Below are 17,906 nucleotides of genomic sequence, written 5' to 3' on the forward strand. Positions count from 1 at the left end.
AATGATCCAACCTTTTACTCGTTTAAGCGTTGCTGACAACTCCGGTGCTAAGAAATTGATGTGCATCCGTGTGTTGGGTGGTACAGGACGTCGTGCTGGTTACATCGGCGATTTGATCGTTTGCTCCGTGAAAGAAGCAACACCAGGGGGCGTTGTCAAAAAGGGTGATGTAGTTAAAGCAGTTATCGTGCGTACGAAGAATTCGACACGCCGTAAAGACGGTTCCTATATTACATTTGACGAAAACGCAGCAGTAATCGTAAAAGAAGATAAGAGCCCACGTGGTACTCGTATTTTCGGACCTGTTGCTCGCGAACTTCGCGACAGAGAGTTCATGAAAATCGTGTCCCTTGCTCCAGAGGTAATCTAATACGGTATATTGATACCGTAGAGTGAATCCTTACGCAGTAAGTTTTCCTTTAGGAGGTGTAATCCACAGTGCCAAAAACTAAAAAGAGACTTGAGTCTCATAATAATAAGCTTCATGTGAAAAAAGACGATATGGTATTCGTAATCACAGGTAAGGATAAAGGTAAAAAAGGCCGCATCCTTGCTGCTTACCCTCGTCAAAACCGCGTGTTGGTTGAAGGTGTAAATATGGTTAAGAAACATACAAAACCTTCCCAACTGAACCCGCAAGGCGGAATCATCTCTAAAGAAGCAGCAATTCACGTTTCCAACGTAATGCTTGTTGATCCGAAGAGTGGTAAGCCTACACGCGTAGGTTATAAAACGCTTGATAACGGAGATAAAGTTCGCGTAGCGAAAAAATCCGGTGAAGTAATCGATAAATAAGAGCCAAGGAAAGGAGGACCTTAACTCATGGCAGTAAGAATGAAAGAGCGTTACCTTAATGAAATTACTCCTGCGTTAATGCAGAAGTTCAACTATACGACTGTAATGCAAGTTCCAAAGATCGAAAAAGTAGTTATCAACATGGGTGTTGGTGAAGCTGTTTCCAACTCTAAAGTGTTAGATAGCGCTGTAGCTGATTTGGAAAAGATCACTGGTCAAAAACCAGTAATCACAAGAGCGAAAAAGTCTATTGCAGGTTTCAAACTTCGTGAGAATATGCCAATCGGGGCAAAAGTAACACTACGCGGTGAGCGTATGTACTTCTTCCTTGATAAATTGTTTAACGTTTCACTTCCACGTGTACGTGACTTCCGCGGTGTATCATCAAAAGCATTTGATGGTCGCGGTAACTACACACTTGGTTTGAAAGAACAATTAATCTTCCCTGAGATCGAGTACGATCAAGTGGATAAAACACGCGGTATGGATATTGTTATCGTAACAACTGCAAAGACCGATGAAGAGTCCCGCGAATTGCTTACGCAATTGGGAATGCCTTTTGTAAAATAAAGGAACCGAGTTTTCATGAGTGAAAACTTTCAGGAGGTGTAATCTGAAGTGGCAAAAACTTCGATGATAGTAAAGCAACAACGTCCACCGAAGTTCAAAGTGCAGGCCTATACACGCTGCGAGCGTTGTGGTCGTCCGCATTCCGTACTTCGCAAGTTTAAAATTTGCAGAATTTGTTTCCGCGAACTAGCATACAAAGGTCAGATTCCAGGTGTTAAAAAAGCAAGCTGGTAATCAATCGATTTTCGGGAAGGAGGTTTACACAAATGGTTATGTCAGATCCAATTGCAGATATGCTAACTCGTATTCGCAATGCTAATATCGTCCGTCATGAGACAGTAGAAATCCCATCTTCCAAGTCGAAGAGAGAAATCGCTGAAATCCTTAAAAAAGAAGGATTCATTCGTGATGCTGAATATGTAGAGGACAACAAGCAAGGGATTATCCGTTTATTCTTGAAATACGGCTCAAACAACGAGCGTGTAATTTCCGGTCTAAAAAGAATTTCCAAGCCAGGTCTTCGCGTGTATACGAAAAGCCAAGAGATTCCTCGCGTACTTGGAGGACTTGGAATTGCCATTATCTCCACTTCTAAAGGGGTAATGACAGACAAAGAAGCTCGTCAATCCAAAGCTGGTGGCGAGGTAATTTGCTACGTTTGGTAATTAAACGCAATTGAATGGAGGTGCAAAGACATGTCACGTATTGGTCGCAAGCCCATTACAATTCCTAGCGGTGTGACTGTAACCCTAGATAATACCTTGATTACAGTAAAAGGACCGAAAGGTACTTTAACTCGTGATCTTCATAAAGATATGAAAGTCAGCGTTCAAGACGATATGATTAACGTAGAACGTCCATCCGAACATAAATTGCATCGCTCCCTGCACGGTACAACTCGCAGCGTGATCGCAAACATGGTTAACGGTGTAACGGAAGGTTACGTTAAGTCCCTTGAGCTAGTAGGCGTAGGTTATCGTGCTAACAAAACTGGCGACAAGCTAGTTTTGAACGTAGGATACTCTCACCCAGTAGAATTCACTCCTGCAGCAGGCATTGAGTTCGAAGTTCCTGTGAATACGAAAGTAATCGTTAAAGGAATCGATAAAGAACTTGTTGGTGCAATTGCTGCTAAAATTCGTTCCGTACGCGAACCTGAGCCATACAAAGGTAAAGGTATTAAGTACGAAGGCGAACGCATCCTTCGTAAAGAAGGTAAAGCTGGTAAGAAGAAATAAGACCGCTAATTGGCTAGCCTTTCAATCAATCATAGTCTTTTACAAAGAGATGTTTGATTCCAAGATGGCTAATTCATCTAAAGAGGCAAAGGCTTCTTAATAAAGATGAAAGGAGTACAATCCATGATTACTAAAAGCGACAAAAATAAAGCGCGCTTGAAGAGACATCTTCGTGTACGTAAAAAAATCGAAGGTACGACTGCTCGTCCTCGTTTGAACATATTCCGTTCTTCGAAACACATGTACGCACAAATTATTGATGACGTTCAAGGCATTACACTTGCTGCTGCATCAACTCAAGAGAAAGAATTGAGCGAAGGCAATGGCGGTAACGTAGAAGCTGCTCGTAAAGTTGGAGCACTAATCGCGACTCGTGCTAAAGAAAAAGGCATCGATAAAGTGGTATTTGACCGTAGCGGATATTTATATCATGGTCGTGTTCAAGCGCTTGCTGATGCAGCGCGTGAAGCAGGACTTGAATTCTAGTCAGTAAATTTAAAAGGAGGTATAGACTTGCGAGTAGATCCGAATACTTTAGAACTCACTGAAAAAGTTGTTCATATTAACCGCGTTGCTAAAGTAGTAAAAGGCGGACGTCGCTTCAGCTTTAGTGCACTCGTTGTTGTAGGCGATGGCAAAGGCTGGGTAGGCGCAGGGATCGGTAAAGCTTCCGAGGTTCCAGATGCGATTCGTAAAGGAATCGAAGATGCTAAGAAAAACTTGATCCATATTCCTATCGTAGGAACAACAATTCCTCACTTAGTGAACGGAAAATTTGGTGCAGGACACGTACTTCTGAAACCTGCATCACAAGGTACTGGAGTTATTGCTGGTGGTCCTGTACGTGCAGTACTTGAACTTGCTGGTATTGGCGATATTTTAACAAAATCTCTTGGTTCCTCGAATTCCATGAACATGGTAAACGCTACTTTGGAAGGGTTGTCCCGTCTGAAGAAAGCTGACGAGGTAGCAAAGCTTCGCGGTAAAACCGTAAAAGAGCTGTTAGGTTAGGAGGGGTAAACATGGCGAAACAACTTCAAATTACCCTAAAGCGCAGTCTTATTGGTCGTCCAGAGGGGCAAAGAGTAACAGTGAACACACTTGGTCTACGTAAGTTGCACCAAACTGTAGTTCAAGCTGACAATGCTGCAATCCGCGGCATGGTTAACCAAGTGTCTCACTTGGTAGAAGTTAAAGAAATCGAAGCGTAATGCTTACAATAGCTTAGAGGAGGTGCAACGATGAAGTTACATGAGCTTAGTTCTGCTGTAGGTGCTCGTCATACTCGTAAACGTGTCGGCCGTGGTGCTGGTAGTGGTATGGGTAAAACGTCAACTCGCGGTCACAAAGGTCAAAATTCGCGTTCTGGCGGCGGTGTTCGTCCAGGATTCGAGGGTGGTCAAAACCCATTGTACCGTCGTTTGCCGAAGCGTGGATTTAACAACCCGAATCGCAAAGTATTTGCGATTGTTAACTTGACAGAACTTAACCAATTTGCAGAAGGCACAGAAGTGACTCCAGAAGTTTTAATGACATCTGGAATTGTCAAATCTCCTAAAGACGGCATCAAGATCTTGGGCAACGGTGAACTAACTGTTAAATTGACAGTTAAAGCAAATAAGTTCTCTCAATCTGCGGTGGATAAAATCCAGGCTGCCGGTGGTCAATCTGAGGTGATTTAATGTTTCGTACCTTATCCAATATTTTTAAAGTAATGGATTTACGTAAACGGATAATCTTCACCCTACTTGTATTAATTATTTATCGCGTCGGTGCTTTTATTCCAGTACCGAATATCAATGCTGATGCACTTCGTCAAATTGACCAAACTGCAACAACAAACATATTCGGATTGCTCAACACATTCTCGGGGGGCGCATTGTTTCAATTCTCCATTTTTGCGATGGGGATTATGCCTTACATTACGGCCTCCATTATCGTGCAATTGCTCTCGATGGATGTTATTCCTAAATTTGCTCAATGGGCAAAAGAGGGCGATGTCGGTAAGAAGAAGTTGACGCAAATTACTCGGTATGGCACGGTCGTGTTAGGGGTAATACAAGCGTTTGGATTTTCGATCGGATTTAACAATATGTATAGAGGTTTGGTAATTAACCCATCCCTCACTACTTATGTGTTAATTGCGATCGTGCTTACAGCAGGTACATCTTTCTTAATGTGGCTAGGGGAACAAATCACTGAAAATGGAATCGGCAACGGTATCTCCATTATCATTTTTGCAGGTATCGTAGCAGCTATTCCAGGCGGTATTGGTAAGATTGCTACGCAGTTGTTTACTGATGCTGGGGATGCTTTATTCATGAACATTATTAAAGCAGTTCTGATTCTAGTTGTTGCAATCGCGATTGTAGTCTTTGTTATCTTCGTACAACAAGGGATTCGCAAGATTCCGGTTCAATACGCTAAACGCGTGGTTGGACGCAAAATGTACGGTGGACAATCGACTCATATTCCTATGAAAGTAAATGCTGCGGGCGTTATTCCGGTTATTTTTGCTAGTTCATTAATGACCTTTCCATCGATCGTAGCTTCGTTCTGGGTAGGAAGAAGCTGGCTTGCAGACTGGATCAGTCACAATTTGAATATATCTACAGGCGCACCGCTTGCGATGGTCCTGTATGTATTGCTAATTGTCGGATTCACGTTCTTCTATACGTTCGTACAGATGAATCCTGAACAAATGGCAGATCAAATGAAAAAGAACGGTGGTTACATTCCGGGCGTTCGTCCAGGAAAAACAACTACCGTATACTTGACCCGCATTATGACACGTATTACTTTAACTGGCGCATTTTTCCTTGCTTTGATTTCCATTTTGCCAATGATCTTTGGTAAAGCGGCAGGGTTGCCTAGCTCGATTTCGATCGGTGGTACATCGATCTTGATTTTAGTTGGTGTAGCTCTTGAAACGATGAAAACAATTGAAAGCCAGCTAATCAAGCGTCATTACAAAGGGTTTATTAATAAATAGCTAAATAGGTTCTGATGGTTGCGCTTTTGGCGACATCGGCACCTATTGTGCTGTTTCGTTGTCAATCGCGATGGGAGGGTATCGGAGTGAACGTTATATTTATGGGTCCTCCTGGTGCAGGTAAAGGCACACAGGCGGAAAGAATTGTAAGTGCGTTTCATATTCCTCATATCTCTACCGGAGATGCGTTTCGTTTGGCAATGAGTCAAGAAACTCCTTTAGGTATTGAGGCAAAGGGATACGTAGATAAAGGTTTGTTAGTGCCTGATGAAATAACGAATGGAATCGTAAGGGAACGGCTTCAACAGCCTGATTGCAATGAAGGCTCCTTGCTTGATGGATTTCCAAGAACGATTGCTCAAGCAGATGCGCTTGAAGGAATCATGGAATCCTTGGGTAAAAAGATCGATCACGTGATCAATCTTGCAGTTGATCGTAATCTACTGTTGGCTAGACTTACAGGCCGTCGGATTTGTAAATCATGCGGCGCCACGTACCATGTCGTGTTTAACCCACCTAAACAAGAAGGCGTATGCGATAAATGTGAAGGTGAACTGTATCAGCGTTCTGATGATACAGAAGAAAAGGTTGGAACTCGTTTAGATGAGTACGTAAACAAAACTGCTCCGCTTTTGGAATACTATCGTGGTAAAGGTTTGCTTCGTGAAGTCAACGGGGACCAGGACATCGACGTGGTTACTTCAGAAATTAGCTCACAATTGCGAGGTTAAGCTTAATGATCACTTGTAAGTCCGAAGTTGAACTTGAATTAATGCGGGAAGCCGGACGTATCGTAGCAGATACACATCGTTTGCTCAAGCAAGCGATTCGACCGAACATCACAACAAAGGAACTTGATCAAATAGCTGAGGAATATATTCGCAGTCAAGGAGCAATTCCATCTTTTAAAGGCTATGGCGGTTTTTCTGGCTCAATCTGTGCATCCGTCAACGACGAATTGGTTCACGGTATACCCGGGCCGCGTAAGCTGAATGAAGGCGACATTATCTCCATTGATATAGGAGCGCAATATAAGGGTTATCACGGGGACTCTGCATGGACTTACCCAGTTGGTGAAATATCCGACACGGCGAAACGATTGCTTGAAGTGACCGAACAATCTTTATATGCTGGCCTTAATGAAGCAAGACCGGACGTAAGACTGTATACAATTTCTCATGCGATTCAAAAATGTGCTGAGGAAGCTGGATTCTCGATTGTGCGTGAATATGTAGGGCATGGCATTGGTACTGAACTGCATGAAGACCCACAAATTCCGAATTATGGATTTCCGAATAAAGGCCCACTTTTGAAGCCAGGCATGGTGCTTGCCATCGAGCCGATGGTTAACGTAGGAGAGCGCTACGTGAAAACGTTGCAGGATAATTGGACAGTCGTTACTGTGGATGGTTCCTTTTGCGCTCACTTTGAGCATACGATTGCAATTACTGCTGACGGCTATGAGATTTTGACGAAGTCAAATGATTAGCATCGCAGAACGTAGGTGAGGATGAGTGGAAGAACAAGGAACACCTCAAGTTGGACAGATCGTCAAGGTGCTGCGTGGTAGAGAAGAAAGTAAATTTGCTGTAATTGTTAGTATCGTGGATAATAAATTTGTTCTCATTGCTGACGGAGACAAGCGAAAGTTCGATTTACCTAAAAAGAAGAACATTCTTCATTTGCAGCTCATGGATGAAATCCCTTCTGAAGTGGAAACCAGCTTGAAGGAAACAGGACGTGTTACAAACGGAAAGTTGCGATTTGCGCTGAAACGATTTTCAGATAAAATGCAATTTAGTACAGATGAGAGAGGAGAATGACAGTTGGCCAAAGAAGATGTGATTGAAGTAGAAGGCACCGTAATTGAACCACTTCCCAACGCTATGTTCAAAGTAGAATTGGAGAACGGTCATAAAATTTTGGCGCACGTTTCTGGAAAGATCCGTATGCATTTCATTCGGATTTTACCAGGGGATAAAGTGACAGTGGAACTTTCTCCTTATGACTTAACGCGCGGCCGTATCACCTATCGATTTAAATAAATGGTAAGTTTGAGCGATTGCTTCCGAAGTGATTTCTCCTTCGGATAAATTTAGGAGGGAATCAAAATGAAGGTAAGACCCTCGGTCAAACCAATTTGCGAAAAATGCAAAGTCATTCGTCGTAAGGGTAATGTAATGGTAATTTGCGAAAATCCGAAACACAAACAAAAACAAGGATAAGGAGGTGCTTGTAAATGGCTCGTATAGCTGGCGTTGACTTACCTCGTGATAAGCGCGTAGTAATTGCATTGACATATATTTTTGGTATCGGTACAACGACTTCCCAAAAAATCATTGCTACAACTGGTATTAGCCCAGACACTCGCGTACGTGATTTAACTGAAGACGAAGTAAGCAAAATCCGTGAAGCGATTGACAAGACTCTTAAGGTTGAAGGTGACCTTCGTCGTGAAATCGCACTTAACATCAAACGTCTAATTGAAATTGGCTGCTACCGTGGTATTCGCCACCGTCGTGGTTTACCAGTTCGTGGACAACGCACGAAGACTAATGCTCGTACTCGCAAAGGTCCTCGTCGTACAGTAGCTAACAAGAAAAAATAATAAAGGGGGTTAGATCTCATGGCTAAACCTAAAAAAGTCGTTCGTACAAAACGTCGCGATCGTAAAAATATTGAATCTGGCGTGGCACACATTCGCTCCACTTTCAATAACACGATCGTAACGATCACAGATCCACACGGAAATGCTATTTCATGGGCAAGTTCCGGTGGTATGGGTTTCAAAGGTTCTCGTAAAAGCACACCATTTGCTGCGCAAATGGCAGCTGAAACAGCAGCTAAAGCTGCAATGGAACACGGCATGAAAGTTGTTGAGGTAATGGTTAAAGGTCCAGGAGCTGGACGTGAAGCAGCGATTCGTTCTTTGCAAGCGGCTGGTCTTGAAGTTAACTTAATCAAAGACGTGACTCCAGTTCCACATAACGGCTGTCGCCCTCCAAAACGTCGTCGCGTCTAATTTTGAGGATCATGCTGTGGTATAATTATCCAAATATGGTTAATAATAATCTGATGGGTAGTTATACTGCGCGTTTTAAAGTTTGTCCCAGGAAACGACGTTTTGAAGGAGGGTTCATTTGATGATTGAGATCGAAAAGCCAAAAATAGAAACCGTAGCCCTCAGCGAGGATGGTTCATACGGTAAGTTCGTAGTAGAGCCGCTTGAGCGTGGATACGGTACAACTTTAGGTAATTCACTACGTCGTATCTTACTCTCTTCTTTGCCGGGAGCAGCAGTTACATCGGTTCAAATTGACGGTGTCTTGCACGAGTTCTCGACGATTCCAGGTGTAATGGAAGATGTAACAGAAATCATCCTAAACCTGAAAGGGTTGTCTCTCAAAATTCATTCCGATGAGGAAAAAATATTAGAGATTGATGCAGAGGGCGAAGGCCCTGTTCTTGCAGGAGATATCCGTGGTGACAGTGATGTCGAGATTCTTAATCCGGATCTACACATTGCTACGTTGTCCTCGGATTCTCGTCTTCATATGCGAATCCATGCTAACCGCGGTCGTGGTTATGTGGCATCGGATAAGAACAAGAGAGAAGAGCAACTCATCGGTTTAATTCCGGTTGATTCGATTTACACGCCAATTACCCGTGTGAATTACAGTGTGGAAAATACTCGTGTTGGTCAAGTCACTAACTATGACAAATTGACGCTCGAAGTATGGACTGATGGCAGCATTCGACCAGAAGAAGCTGTTAGTTTAGGTGCTAAAATTCTTACAGAACACTTGATGCTGTTCGTTGGTTTGACTGACGAAGCTAAAGACGCTGAGATTATGGTTGAAAAAGAAGAAGACAAAAAAGAAAAAGTTCTTGAGATGACTATCGAAGAACTAGATCTTTCTGTTCGTTCTTACAACTGTTTGAAGCGTGCTGGTATCAACTCTGTACAAGAATTGATCACCAAGACAGAAGAAGATATGATGAAAGTGCGTAACCTTGGCCGTAAATCTCTTGAAGAAGTTCAAGAGAAGCTTGAAGAGCTTGGTTTAGGACTGCGCGCGGAAGACTAGAGGAGGTAAAAAGAACATGGCACTTTATCAAAAATTAGGCCGTAACTCCAGTGCACGGAAAGCATTGTTCCGTGACCTCGTAACGGATCTATTTTTACATGAACGCATTCAAACAACTGAGTCGAAAGCGAAGGAAGTTCGTTCGATCGCTGAAAAGTTGATTACAACTGCTAAGCGCGGAGATCTTCACGCTCGTCGTCAAGTAGCTTCTTTTGTTCGTCGCGAAACTTTAGACGGACAACAAGATGCTATCCAAAAATTGTTTGCAGAGCTTGCACCTCGTTACAGCGAGCGTCCAGGCGGATACACACGAATCCTTAAAGTAGGACCTCGTCGTGGAGATGCTGCTCCAATGGTATTTTTGGAACTTGTTGATCGCGCATAAAATTGGGAAAGGGTGGAAGGAATCTTTTGATTCTGATGAAGCCCTTTTTTTTGCACCTAAAATCGATGTACAACTTGTAATACCTGGGGGAATCTGAACGTGAGAAACCTACGTTTTGTCGTTGCTTACGACGGCACCAAGTATTCGGGATTTCAAACTCAACCTGATGCGTTAACGATTCAAGATGAGCTTGAAGGAGCTATCATGAATTTAACGGGTGAAAAAGTTAAAATTATAGCGTCTGGCAGAACTGATGCAGGGGTGCATGCAAAAGGTCAGGTATTTAATTTTATGACAATTTCCCAAATTCCAGTGGAACGCTGGTGCTTGGCACTTAATACACGACTACCTCGTGATATTGTGACACGCCATGCACAAGAGGTACCACTTGAGTTTCATTCGAGGCATGCAGCGAAGCTAAAAACTTACAGTTATACGATTCGCACAGGCCGGTTTCCAGACGTGTTTAGCCGGCAATACCAGCTGCATCATCCCGCTCGATTAGACGCGGAGGCAATGCGTGAAGGGCTGGAGCACTTACGAGGTGAGCATGACTTCACTTCATTTTGTTCCGTTCGCAGCACCAAGCAAAGTCACGTGCGTACGTTATATGATGTGCGACTTGAGGTGCTGGAGGAAGAATATGATTTAGGTTATAACTCTCCATCAGTCATTCGAATTGTAATGACGGGTAATGGCTTTTTATATAATATGGTTCGAATTATTGTCGGGACACTTCTGCAAATCGGTACTGGTAAGAGATCGAGTGGGGATATGGCTCGTATATTAGCTGCTAAAGATCGTTCCAAAGCGGGACCAACTGCGGAAGCGCATGGTTTGATGCTGCTGAATGTCCAATACTGAAAAAAATAGGTTGAAATGAATGACAAGATCGGTTACAATAATAAACGGTGTTTCTTGATCGGCTATCCCACGGCCCCTAAGGTGAAGAGACCCGCTAAGAGATGTATGTAACTATCGAATATAATTGAAATGAACCGATTAATATAATCGAGATATATTGTTTAGGAGGAACTAAGCATGCAACCAACATATATGGCTAAGGCTACAGAAGTTGATCGCAAATGGCACATCATTGATGCTACTGACAAGACACTTGGTCGTCTTGCTAGTGAAGCAGCAAGCATCATCCGTGGTAAACACAAACCTACTTTTACACCTCACGTTGATACTGGTGATTTCGTAATCATCATCAACGCTGAGAAGATCCACCTTACAGGTAAGAAATTAACGAACAAAATGTACTACCGTCACTCCATGCACCCAGGTGGTTTGAAAGTAACTTCCGCTGGAGATATGCTTAAGAACAAACCTGAGCGTTTGCTTGAGCTAGCAGTTTACGGTATGTTGCCTAAGACTCGTCTTGGCGATAGCATGAAAATGAAATTAAAAGTATATGCAGGTTCCGAGCATCCACATGCTGCACAACAACCAGTTGTTTGGGAACTACGCGGTTAATAATAAAGGAGGGCTGACTCATGGCACAAGTTCAATACTATGGAACGGGTCGTCGTAAGCATTCGGTAGCACGTGTGCGCCTTGTACCGGGTGAAGGACGAATCGTAATCAATAAGCGTGATATTAACGAATATTTTGGTCTAGAAACATTGAAGTTAATTGTTAAACAACCTTTAACATTAACAGAAACACTTGGAAATTATGATGTTTTGGTAATCGCTCATGGTGGTGGTATTTCTGGACAAGCAGGAGCAATTCGTCACGGTATTTCCCGTGCATTGCTTAAAGCTGATCCTGAGTACCGTGGATCCCTTAAGAAAGCGGGCTTCCTAACTCGTGACCCTCGTATGAAAGAGCGTAAGAAGTACGGTCTCAAAGCCGCTCGTCGTGCGCCTCAATTCTCGAAACGTTAATAGGCATTTGTCACAATCAAAGCCCTTTCTGCATTTTATATGCAGGAAGGGCTTTTTGCTATTCATTTCCTTATTTACATACAAATAAATTGACAACTATTGGAACTTTATTATAATAGTATTATTCATATTGAAATTGTCGGAATTATTAGGAGGCTTAACAAAATGAATTTATTTGAAAAGGAAAAGCTTGTGATGCAGAAGAGCGAAGAATTTGAGCTGGATACGCCTGAAAACATCATAAAATGGGCTGTAGAGACGTTCCCTAATCTCACACTCGCATGTTCGTTCGGTGCTGAGGATGTAGTTTTGGTTGATATGCTACAGCGTATTTCACCTCGGACGGATATTTTCTATTTAGACACGAATGTACATTTTAGAGAAACCTATGAGACTCGTGATCGAATCGAACGGCATTATGGTATGAGATTTGTTCAAGTTCTACCGAAACTCACTTTGGAAGAGCAAGCTGTACAGCACGGGAGTGAGCTTTGGAAGAGTAATCCGAATGAATGCTGTAATATTCGCAAAGTAGATCCGCTTACTGGCATTCTTCGTCAATATGATGCATGGATAACAGGCATACGGCGGGATCAAGCACCTACACGTGCAAATGCAAAAAAAATTGAATACGATACAAAATTTGGCATCATAAAATTTAATCCGATTGCGAATTGGTCATCCGATGATGTATGGGAATACATTCGGGAGCATCAGCTCATTTATAATCCGCTACACGATCAGAATTATCCGAGCATTGGTTGTGAACATTGTACGCGTCAAGTCATGCCAGGAGAAGATCCTCGTGCAGGACGTTGGTCGGGAACAGAAAAAACAGAATGTGGTTTGCATAAATCTTAAATAGTTGGGGGATAAGGAATGACTACAACAATCGCACCACATGGCGGAGTGTTAATGAATAGAGTTGTTAAAGACGAAGAACGTGAGGAGTTACTACACTATGCTTCTTCTCTTCGATCCATCCCAATCAATGCCTGGGCATTATCGGACTTAGATTTAATTGGTGTAGGTGCGTTTTCGCCATTGGATGGTTTTATGCAAGAGGCAGATTATATATCGGTAGTTAATCATATGCGTCTAGCGAATGGAACGGTATGGAGTATTCCAATTACACTAGGATTAGATGAAGAAGTGATCACTTCACTTCGAGAGGGTGAGGAACTAGCTCTGATAGGTGATCTAGATGGACTTATATATGGCATTCTAGAAGTGAGGAGTATCTATCAAGCTGACCAGCAGTACGAGGCGGTTAAGGTGTTTAAAACGGATGATCCTGCGCACCCTGGTGTCGCAAAGTTATACGCTAAGCCAGCTTATTATGTGGGGGGACCGATTCGGCTCTTAAATAGACCTAAACCTGAACAATTTGACCAATTTTATTATGATCCAGTAGAGACAAGGCGTATTTTTTCGGAAAAAGGATGGCGTACAGTTGTTGGATTTCAAACGCGGAATCCTGTCCACCGTGCCCATGAATATATCCAGAAGTCCGCTATGGAAATTGTTGATGCTTTATTTTTGAATCCACTTGTGGGTGAGACTAAATCAGACGATATATCGGCTGACGTACGGATGCGCTCTTATTTAGTATTGTTAGAACACTATTATCCAAAGGATAGAACCTTCCTTGGCGTATTTCCCGCTGCTATGCGATATGCTGGGCCTAGGGAAGCCATTTTCCATGCAATAGTACGCAAAAACTATGGATGTACCCATTTTATCGTAGGCCGCGATCACGCGGGTGTAGGGGATTATTACGGCACGTACGAAGCACAAGAGATTTTCGGTCAATTTTCAAAAGAAGACCTAGGCATAACACCACTATTTTTCGAGCATAGCTTTTTTTGCACTAGATGCGGCAATATGGCTTCGAGTAAAACTTGTCCACATGACTCGAGTGACCATCTCCATTTGTCAGGAACAAAGGTGAGAGCGTTACTGCGTGCTGGACAATGTCCACCAGAACAATTCACACGTCCGGAAGTTGCTCAAATATTAATTGATGGTATGAAAGAAGCGGTAGTTACACAAGTTGATTAAACCGATCGTCATATTTGTCCGCCTTGTCCCATATAGATGAACAAGAATCTGTATGGGCCGGAGGTGGATTTTTTTATGGACAAAAAGAGAAAACGATTCGTTGTTTGGTTATCACCATCAGCAGTATTGAAAATTATCATGTCACTTTTGTTAGTTGCATTAATAGGTTTTATTTACACCAATGAACTGCCGACAACCAAAACATGGAGTGATTGGACGATGCCTCTATCAGGACGAACCATTGTTCTAGATGCAGGTCATGGGGGCGTAGATGGTGGTGCTTCAAGCAAAAGTGGTGATGTCGAGAAAGATATTAATTTGGCCATTGCAACATACGTTCGCGATTTCTTACAACAGGCTGGAGCTATCGTGTATATGACACGTGAAGATGATATCGATTTAGCAGCTCCAGAAACGAAGGGATACAGTAAACGCAAGACGGAAGACTTAAAAGCTCGGGTGAAATACATTGAAAGTAAAAAAACAGATATGTTTTTATCCGTCCATATGAATGCTGTACCTTCAAGCAAATGGAGTGGAGCACAGACATTTTATTACCCGAATCATCAGGAAAATTATAATCTTGCTTCTTTAATTCAAGATGAACTGAAGCGTAATCTAGCGAATACAGATCGAGCTGTAAAGCGAGTCGATAAGGGCATATTCATTCTTCAAAATTTAAAAATGCCAAGTGCACTCGTTGAAGTTGGTTTTTTATCTAATCCGACTGAGGCACAACAACTTCGAACAAAAGCCTATCAGAAAAAAGTAGCAGCATCGATTTATCAAGGTATTCTTCGCTATTATTCTGGTGAGAAGGTTGGTCCAACCTGAATTTATTGATATAATGAGAAAATATAAAACAGTAACTTTATGAGGTGTTGACATGATAAGTAAAGAACAAATCTTGGAAGCCTTAAAGTCGTTACAAGACCCTGAATACAGAAAGTCAGTCGTTGAGTTGAACTTTGTTCGTGATATGATGATTAAAGAAAATAATGTTTCACTAACTTTTGTTGTAACTACAGAAGATCCAGCTTATCAGGCTGAAGTAAAACAAGCCGTTACAAGTGGATTAGGAGCATTAGGAGTCAGTAATGTACACATTAGATTCCGCAGTATTACGGATCATGAAAGAGAACAACTTGCACAAAGTGGAGTGAAGGCTGCAACTAAAGCGGCTTCGGTGACCAACTTACTAGCGCCAGAATCTCAAACAAAGTTCATAGCGATCGCCTCGGGTAAGGGTGGGGTAGGGAAATCGACCGTTACTGTCAATTTGGCAGTAGCTTTAGCAAGACTCGGTAAACGAGTAGGGATTGTTGATGCTGATATCTATGGATTCAGTATTCCGGATATGATGGGTATTGAAGAACGTCCAGAACTTGTTGATAATGCGATTATCCCCGTAACTAAACACGGTGTAAAAGTCGTTTCTATGGGATTCTTTGTACCGGATAACGCTCCGGTTGTATGGCGCGGACCTATGCTAGGTAAAATGCTTCGTAATTTCTTTGCGGAAGTAAACTGGGGAGAAATCGATTATTTGCTACTTGATTTGCCACCAGGAACAGGGGACGTCGCTCTTGATGTCCATCAAATGATTCCTCAGTCCAAAGAAATTATCGTAACAACTCCACATGCGACAGCAGCTTTCGTAGCAGCGCGTGCGGGATCGATGGCCCGAAGTACCAATCATGAAATTCTTGGTGTTGTGGAGAATATGTCCTACTACGCATGCGGTAAATGCGGGGAAAAAGAATATATATTTGGTCGTGGTGGCGGTGCAAAGCTTGCTGAAGAGCTTCATAGCGAGCTTCTGGCGCAAATTCCGCTTGGTGCACCAGATAATCATATAAGTGAATCTGACTACGCACCGTCTGTGTACAAAGCAGATCATACAACAGGGCAATTATACTTAGATGTAGCACGTCAAATCGTCTCAAAATTAGATTAATATAGAAAAGGACTAATCCGCATTTTTAAGGGAATAGTCCTTTTTATTTCATTATTTATCAAAATAAACTATTGCCCTTCTCCACCGCCGTTTTCATCCTTCGATTTACCTTGACCTTGATCGCTTCCGGATTTATCTTGTCCACCCTTATCTTGTCCTTCTTTTCCCTTATCCTGTCCTTGTGGCTTTTTCGCTGGCTCTTGAAGTTGTTCTTCTACAGCCTTTTTTAATAATGTGATGAGTTCTGACTTAAACATAGGGCTTTGAAGGGTATCCTGCACAATAAGTTTGGTTTGTTGACGATTTGATATTGTTTTTAGAGAATCTTGAACAATTTTTCCGAATTCAGGATTTTTCATCATATCTAACATATCTTTTTGGTATTCAGGATCTTTTAGTAACTCCATGTGTAGTTGCTTGTTCTGTTGTTTAATCGCTTTAGCAAAATCACTAGCAAATTTAGGGTCTTTCATGAGATCTTGCAAAAATTTACTGTTCGCTTGTGAGGTCAAAACTTCTGTAACGGCCATTTTTAGCTGAGTGGGATCAGCAGAACTCAGCATCTTAGCGCCTCCTTGGCTGCTGGCACTAGCACCGCCACCACCACCACCACCGCTACTACCACTTCCACCACCACTACTACCGCCGCCGCCACTACCACCACCACTTTTGTCCCCACCTTCAGATTGCTCGCCACCGCCACCGCCTTCTCCGCCGCCTCCACCTTTCATCGCTTCAGAGATTGCTTTTTTGCCTTCATCGGATTTCATAATATCTAGGACCATGCCCTTTGCGTCTTTATAATCTTTTTGTACACCAGGTTCAGCACCCATGCAAGCAGTTAAGAAAAGGGATGTTATTGTTAAGGTAGGTAAAAGTTTTAGCCATTTCTTTCGTTGAAACATCATTAATTCATGCTCCTTTCCCCGAATCTTAGTTGAATACATCTAGTATGGAGCATTTTGTTCATCTTTATGTTGGTGCATTTTATCATAAAAAAAAGAGCTTTTTGGTTATCCCTAAAGCTCTGAGTACATCTTAATAAACATGCGTGTCAGTTGTTGTAATCGTGTCTTTCACTTCTTTATTTTCCACTTTAGTCTGCTTCATTAGCTCACTAACAGATACGAACTCATACCCCTTATCCCTAAGCTGATCAATAATGGCAGGTAAGGCTTCATGTGTTTGTTGACATGAATCACTGGCATGCATGAGTATAATGTCACCTGGATGAGCTTTAGACACCACTCGGTTAATAATTTTTTCCACGCCGATATTCATCCAATCCAATGAGTCTGTATCCCATTGAATGACGGAGTAATTCATTTCATTAGCAATACGAAGTACTCGTTTGTCAAAATCTCCATTTGGCATGCGAATTAAGTTTGGTTCTTGCCCTGTTAGTTCCGTTAATACTGTATGGGCAATTGAGATTTGCTTGCGAATTTCCTCGTCGCTAAGTGAGCTGTAATTGACGTGTTTATTTCCGTGAGATCCAATTTCGAATCCTGCATTTTTAATATGATTTACTGTTTCTTGATGCGTCTTACTCCAAGGCGATGAGAGGAAGAAGGTTGCTTTTTTTACAGCTTTATCTTCTAGAATCTTAAGGATCGGTTCAGCTCGTTTATCCCCCCAGGAGATATCGAAAGTAAGAGCAATAAGTTTCTTTTCAGTTGGCACACTGTAAATAGCTGCGGGCTGATTCCCGGAAAAAACGGAGATATTTCCTTTCTCGGAATACACAATACCAGCGGCGAAAAGCACGGCAACAATGAGAAAGATGATCTGTTTAAGCTTTTTACCGTTAATGACATAAAAATAATTCACGGTCAATTAACCTCCTTATAACTTGGATTAGCCATAGGCTTGTTTCATTCCAGTTATAAGAAATGTATGCTCGTACACTTTGTTTTTATGCTAACCTA

Annotated in this window: 29 protein-coding genes; 27 read left to right on the forward strand and 2 right to left on the reverse strand. The window is 42.3% G+C overall.

What is annotated here, in order from left to right; genetic code table 11:
- The first annotated feature begins 1 nt into the window (after position 1).
- The 27 genes from rplN (at position 2) to ACSBOP_RS01490 (ending at position 15,978) form a co-directional block, all read left to right on the forward strand.
- Positions 2 to 370, forward strand: a complete 369-nt coding sequence (gene rplN, locus ACSBOP_RS01360) for a 50S ribosomal protein L14 (protein ID WP_258209959.1) — start codon at positions 2 to 4, stop codon at positions 368 to 370.
- A 68-nt stretch (positions 371 to 438) separates the two neighbouring features.
- A complete protein-coding gene (gene rplX, locus ACSBOP_RS01365; RefSeq protein WP_442602735.1) occupies positions 439 to 795 on the forward strand; it encodes a 50S ribosomal protein L24 in 357 nt (118 codons plus the stop codon).
- A gap of 27 nt (positions 796 to 822) precedes the next feature.
- Positions 823 to 1,365 carry a 50S ribosomal protein L5 gene (gene rplE / locus ACSBOP_RS01370; protein ID WP_442602736.1) on the forward strand — a complete coding sequence of 181 codons (543 nt, stop codon included), beginning with the start codon at positions 823 to 825 and terminating at the stop codon, positions 1,363 to 1,365.
- Positions 1,366 to 1,413: 48 nt separating this feature from the next.
- Positions 1,414 to 1,599, forward strand: a complete 186-nt coding sequence (locus ACSBOP_RS01375; RefSeq protein ID WP_171651094.1) for a type Z 30S ribosomal protein S14 — start codon at positions 1,414 to 1,416, stop codon at positions 1,597 to 1,599.
- 32 nt (positions 1,600 to 1,631) lie between these two features.
- Positions 1,632 to 2,030 carry a 30S ribosomal protein S8 gene (gene rpsH, locus ACSBOP_RS01380; protein ID WP_258209955.1) on the forward strand — a complete coding sequence of 133 codons (399 nt, stop codon included), beginning with the start codon at positions 1,632 to 1,634 and terminating at the stop codon, positions 2,028 to 2,030.
- A gap of 30 nt (positions 2,031 to 2,060) precedes the next feature.
- The gene (gene rplF / locus ACSBOP_RS01385) at positions 2,061 to 2,603 is read left to right on the forward strand and encodes a 50S ribosomal protein L6 (RefSeq protein WP_442602737.1); all 543 of its coding nucleotides are present in this window, start codon (positions 2,061 to 2,063) and stop codon (positions 2,601 to 2,603) included.
- A gap of 123 nt (positions 2,604 to 2,726) precedes the next feature.
- Positions 2,727 to 3,089, forward strand: coding sequence for a 50S ribosomal protein L18 (rplR, locus tag ACSBOP_RS01390; RefSeq protein WP_442602738.1), 363 nt, complete (start codon positions 2,727 to 2,729; stop codon positions 3,087 to 3,089).
- A 27-nt stretch (positions 3,090 to 3,116) separates the two neighbouring features.
- The gene (rpsE, locus tag ACSBOP_RS01395) at positions 3,117 to 3,614 is read left to right on the forward strand and encodes a 30S ribosomal protein S5 (protein WP_442602739.1); all 498 of its coding nucleotides are present in this window, start codon (positions 3,117 to 3,119) and stop codon (positions 3,612 to 3,614) included.
- A gap of 11 nt (positions 3,615 to 3,625) precedes the next feature.
- Positions 3,626 to 3,814, forward strand: a complete 189-nt coding sequence (gene rpmD / locus ACSBOP_RS01400) for a 50S ribosomal protein L30 (protein ID WP_258209951.1) — start codon at positions 3,626 to 3,628, stop codon at positions 3,812 to 3,814.
- Positions 3,815 to 3,844: 30 nt separating this feature from the next.
- A complete protein-coding gene (gene rplO, locus ACSBOP_RS01405) occupies positions 3,845 to 4,285 on the forward strand; it encodes a 50S ribosomal protein L15 (protein ID WP_442602740.1) in 441 nt (146 codons plus the stop codon).
- Positions 4,285 to 5,595 carry a preprotein translocase subunit SecY gene (gene secY, locus ACSBOP_RS01410; protein WP_442602741.1) on the forward strand — a complete coding sequence of 437 codons (1,311 nt, stop codon included), beginning with the start codon at positions 4,285 to 4,287 and terminating at the stop codon, positions 5,593 to 5,595. The genes rplO and secY overlap by 1 nt, the downstream gene beginning before the upstream one ends.
- Before the next feature lie 86 nt (positions 5,596 to 5,681).
- Complete coding sequence (locus ACSBOP_RS01415; protein WP_442602742.1) at positions 5,682 to 6,326, forward strand: adenylate kinase; 645 nt, start codon at positions 5,682 to 5,684, stop codon at positions 6,324 to 6,326.
- Between the two features lie 5 nt (positions 6,327 to 6,331).
- A complete protein-coding gene (gene map / locus ACSBOP_RS01420; RefSeq protein ID WP_442602743.1) occupies positions 6,332 to 7,084 on the forward strand; it encodes a type I methionyl aminopeptidase in 753 nt (250 codons plus the stop codon).
- Positions 7,085 to 7,109: 25 nt separating this feature from the next.
- A complete protein-coding gene (locus ACSBOP_RS01425; protein WP_442602744.1) occupies positions 7,110 to 7,418 on the forward strand; it encodes a hypothetical protein in 309 nt (102 codons plus the stop codon).
- A 3-nt stretch (positions 7,419 to 7,421) separates the two neighbouring features.
- A complete protein-coding gene (infA, locus tag ACSBOP_RS01430; protein ID WP_009676800.1) occupies positions 7,422 to 7,640 on the forward strand; it encodes a translation initiation factor IF-1 in 219 nt (72 codons plus the stop codon).
- Between the two features lie 66 nt (positions 7,641 to 7,706).
- Positions 7,707 to 7,820, forward strand: a complete 114-nt coding sequence (gene rpmJ, locus ACSBOP_RS01435) for a 50S ribosomal protein L36 (RefSeq protein WP_003333770.1) — start codon at positions 7,707 to 7,709, stop codon at positions 7,818 to 7,820.
- 14 nt (positions 7,821 to 7,834) lie between these two features.
- Positions 7,835 to 8,203, forward strand: coding sequence for a 30S ribosomal protein S13 (rpsM, locus tag ACSBOP_RS01440; RefSeq protein ID WP_442602745.1), 369 nt, complete (start codon positions 7,835 to 7,837; stop codon positions 8,201 to 8,203).
- Positions 8,204 to 8,221: 18 nt separating this feature from the next.
- Entirely contained in the window at positions 8,222 to 8,617 is a 396-nt protein-coding gene (rpsK, locus tag ACSBOP_RS01445; RefSeq protein ID WP_442602746.1) for a 30S ribosomal protein S11, read from the forward strand.
- A 121-nt stretch (positions 8,618 to 8,738) separates the two neighbouring features.
- Positions 8,739 to 9,683: a DNA-directed RNA polymerase subunit alpha gene (locus ACSBOP_RS01450; RefSeq protein ID WP_442602747.1), complete on the forward strand. Its 945-nt coding sequence runs from the start codon at positions 8,739 to 8,741 to the stop codon at positions 9,681 to 9,683.
- Positions 9,684 to 9,699: 16 nt separating this feature from the next.
- On the forward strand, positions 9,700 to 10,068 hold the full coding sequence (rplQ, locus tag ACSBOP_RS01455; protein ID WP_442602748.1) for a 50S ribosomal protein L17: 369 nt from the start codon (positions 9,700 to 9,702) through the stop codon (positions 10,066 to 10,068).
- Positions 10,069 to 10,167: 99 nt separating this feature from the next.
- Complete coding sequence (gene truA, locus ACSBOP_RS01460) at positions 10,168 to 10,932, forward strand: tRNA pseudouridine(38-40) synthase TruA (protein WP_442602749.1); 765 nt, start codon at positions 10,168 to 10,170, stop codon at positions 10,930 to 10,932.
- A gap of 177 nt (positions 10,933 to 11,109) precedes the next feature.
- Entirely contained in the window at positions 11,110 to 11,547 is a 438-nt protein-coding gene (rplM, locus tag ACSBOP_RS01465; RefSeq protein WP_442602750.1) for a 50S ribosomal protein L13, read from the forward strand.
- A gap of 20 nt (positions 11,548 to 11,567) precedes the next feature.
- The gene (rpsI, locus tag ACSBOP_RS01470) at positions 11,568 to 11,960 is read left to right on the forward strand and encodes a 30S ribosomal protein S9 (protein WP_258209939.1); all 393 of its coding nucleotides are present in this window, start codon (positions 11,568 to 11,570) and stop codon (positions 11,958 to 11,960) included.
- Positions 11,961 to 12,125: 165 nt separating this feature from the next.
- Entirely contained in the window at positions 12,126 to 12,821 is a 696-nt protein-coding gene (locus ACSBOP_RS01475; protein ID WP_442602751.1) for a phosphoadenylyl-sulfate reductase, read from the forward strand.
- Positions 12,822 to 12,839: 18 nt separating this feature from the next.
- Positions 12,840 to 14,021 carry a sulfate adenylyltransferase gene (sat, locus tag ACSBOP_RS01480; RefSeq protein WP_442602752.1) on the forward strand — a complete coding sequence of 394 codons (1,182 nt, stop codon included), beginning with the start codon at positions 12,840 to 12,842 and terminating at the stop codon, positions 14,019 to 14,021.
- A 75-nt stretch (positions 14,022 to 14,096) separates the two neighbouring features.
- Positions 14,097 to 14,855 carry an N-acetylmuramoyl-L-alanine amidase CwlD gene (gene cwlD, locus ACSBOP_RS01485; RefSeq protein WP_442602753.1) on the forward strand — a complete coding sequence of 253 codons (759 nt, stop codon included), beginning with the start codon at positions 14,097 to 14,099 and terminating at the stop codon, positions 14,853 to 14,855.
- Between the two features lie 52 nt (positions 14,856 to 14,907).
- On the forward strand, positions 14,908 to 15,978 hold the full coding sequence (locus tag ACSBOP_RS01490; protein ID WP_442602754.1) for an Mrp/NBP35 family ATP-binding protein: 1,071 nt from the start codon (positions 14,908 to 14,910) through the stop codon (positions 15,976 to 15,978).
- Between the two features lie 68 nt (positions 15,979 to 16,046).
- Here ACSBOP_RS01490 and gerD read toward each other — a convergent pair whose 3' ends face one another.
- Both gerD and pdaB read right to left on the reverse strand, forming a co-directional pair.
- Entirely contained in the window at positions 16,047 to 16,886 is an 840-nt protein-coding gene (gene gerD, locus ACSBOP_RS01495; RefSeq protein ID WP_442602755.1) for a spore germination lipoprotein GerD, read from the reverse strand.
- 130 nt (positions 16,887 to 17,016) lie between these two features.
- Positions 17,017 to 17,808, reverse strand: a complete 792-nt coding sequence (gene pdaB / locus ACSBOP_RS01500; protein ID WP_442602756.1) for a polysaccharide deacetylase family sporulation protein PdaB — start codon at positions 17,806 to 17,808, stop codon at positions 17,017 to 17,019.
- Positions 17,809 to 17,906 lie beyond the last annotated feature (98 nt).

The organism is Paenibacillus sp. KN14-4R (genome assembly GCF_052180255.1).
Lineage (GTDB): Bacteria > Bacillota > Bacilli > Paenibacillales > NBRC-103111 > Paenibacillus_AM.

What these genes read in the sequence shown, in the direction of transcription:
- rpmD (WP_258209951.1), top strand. Translation starts at nt 3,626, where the DNA reads ATGGCGAAACAACTTCAAATTACCCTAAAGCGCAGTCTTATTGGTCGT.
- rpsH (WP_258209955.1), top strand. Translation starts at nt 1,632, where the DNA reads ATGGTTATGTCAGATCCAATTGCAGATATGCTAACTCGTATTCGCAAT.
- rpsI (WP_258209939.1), top strand. Translation starts at nt 11,568, where the DNA reads ATGGCACAAGTTCAATACTATGGAACGGGTCGTCGTAAGCATTCGGTA.
- rpsM (WP_442602745.1), top strand. Translation starts at nt 7,835, where the DNA reads ATGGCTCGTATAGCTGGCGTTGACTTACCTCGTGATAAGCGCGTAGTA.
- sat (WP_442602752.1), top strand. Translation starts at nt 12,840, where the DNA reads ATGACTACAACAATCGCACCACATGGCGGAGTGTTAATGAATAGAGTT.
- rpmJ (WP_003333770.1), top strand. Translation starts at nt 7,707, where the DNA reads ATGAAGGTAAGACCCTCGGTCAAACCAATTTGCGAAAAATGCAAAGTC.
- rplM (WP_442602750.1), top strand. Translation starts at nt 11,110, where the DNA reads ATGCAACCAACATATATGGCTAAGGCTACAGAAGTTGATCGCAAATGG.
- map (WP_442602743.1), top strand. Translation starts at nt 6,332, where the DNA reads ATGATCACTTGTAAGTCCGAAGTTGAACTTGAATTAATGCGGGAAGCC.
- rplN (WP_258209959.1), top strand. Translation starts at nt 2, where the DNA reads ATGATCCAACCTTTTACTCGTTTAAGCGTTGCTGACAACTCCGGTGCT.
- rplO (WP_442602740.1), top strand. Translation starts at nt 3,845, where the DNA reads ATGAAGTTACATGAGCTTAGTTCTGCTGTAGGTGCTCGTCATACTCGT.
- rpsK (WP_442602746.1), top strand. Translation starts at nt 8,222, where the DNA reads ATGGCTAAACCTAAAAAAGTCGTTCGTACAAAACGTCGCGATCGTAAA.
- rplE (WP_442602736.1), top strand. Translation starts at nt 823, where the DNA reads ATGGCAGTAAGAATGAAAGAGCGTTACCTTAATGAAATTACTCCTGCG.
- ACSBOP_RS01450 (WP_442602747.1), top strand. Translation starts at nt 8,739, where the DNA reads ATGATTGAGATCGAAAAGCCAAAAATAGAAACCGTAGCCCTCAGCGAG.
- ACSBOP_RS01475 (WP_442602751.1), top strand. Translation starts at nt 12,126, where the DNA reads ATGAATTTATTTGAAAAGGAAAAGCTTGTGATGCAGAAGAGCGAAGAA.
- secY (WP_442602741.1), top strand. Translation starts at nt 4,285, where the DNA reads ATGTTTCGTACCTTATCCAATATTTTTAAAGTAATGGATTTACGTAAA.
- ACSBOP_RS01490 (WP_442602754.1), top strand. Translation starts at nt 14,908, where the DNA reads ATGATAAGTAAAGAACAAATCTTGGAAGCCTTAAAGTCGTTACAAGAC.
- gerD (WP_442602755.1), bottom strand. Translation starts at nt 16,886, where the DNA reads ATGATGTTTCAACGAAAGAAATGGCTAAAACTTTTACCTACCTTAACA.
- cwlD (WP_442602753.1), top strand. Translation starts at nt 14,097, where the DNA reads ATGGACAAAAAGAGAAAACGATTCGTTGTTTGGTTATCACCATCAGCA.
- rplR (WP_442602738.1), top strand. Translation starts at nt 2,727, where the DNA reads ATGATTACTAAAAGCGACAAAAATAAAGCGCGCTTGAAGAGACATCTT.
- rplQ (WP_442602748.1), top strand. Translation starts at nt 9,700, where the DNA reads ATGGCACTTTATCAAAAATTAGGCCGTAACTCCAGTGCACGGAAAGCA.
- rplF (WP_442602737.1), top strand. Translation starts at nt 2,061, where the DNA reads ATGTCACGTATTGGTCGCAAGCCCATTACAATTCCTAGCGGTGTGACT.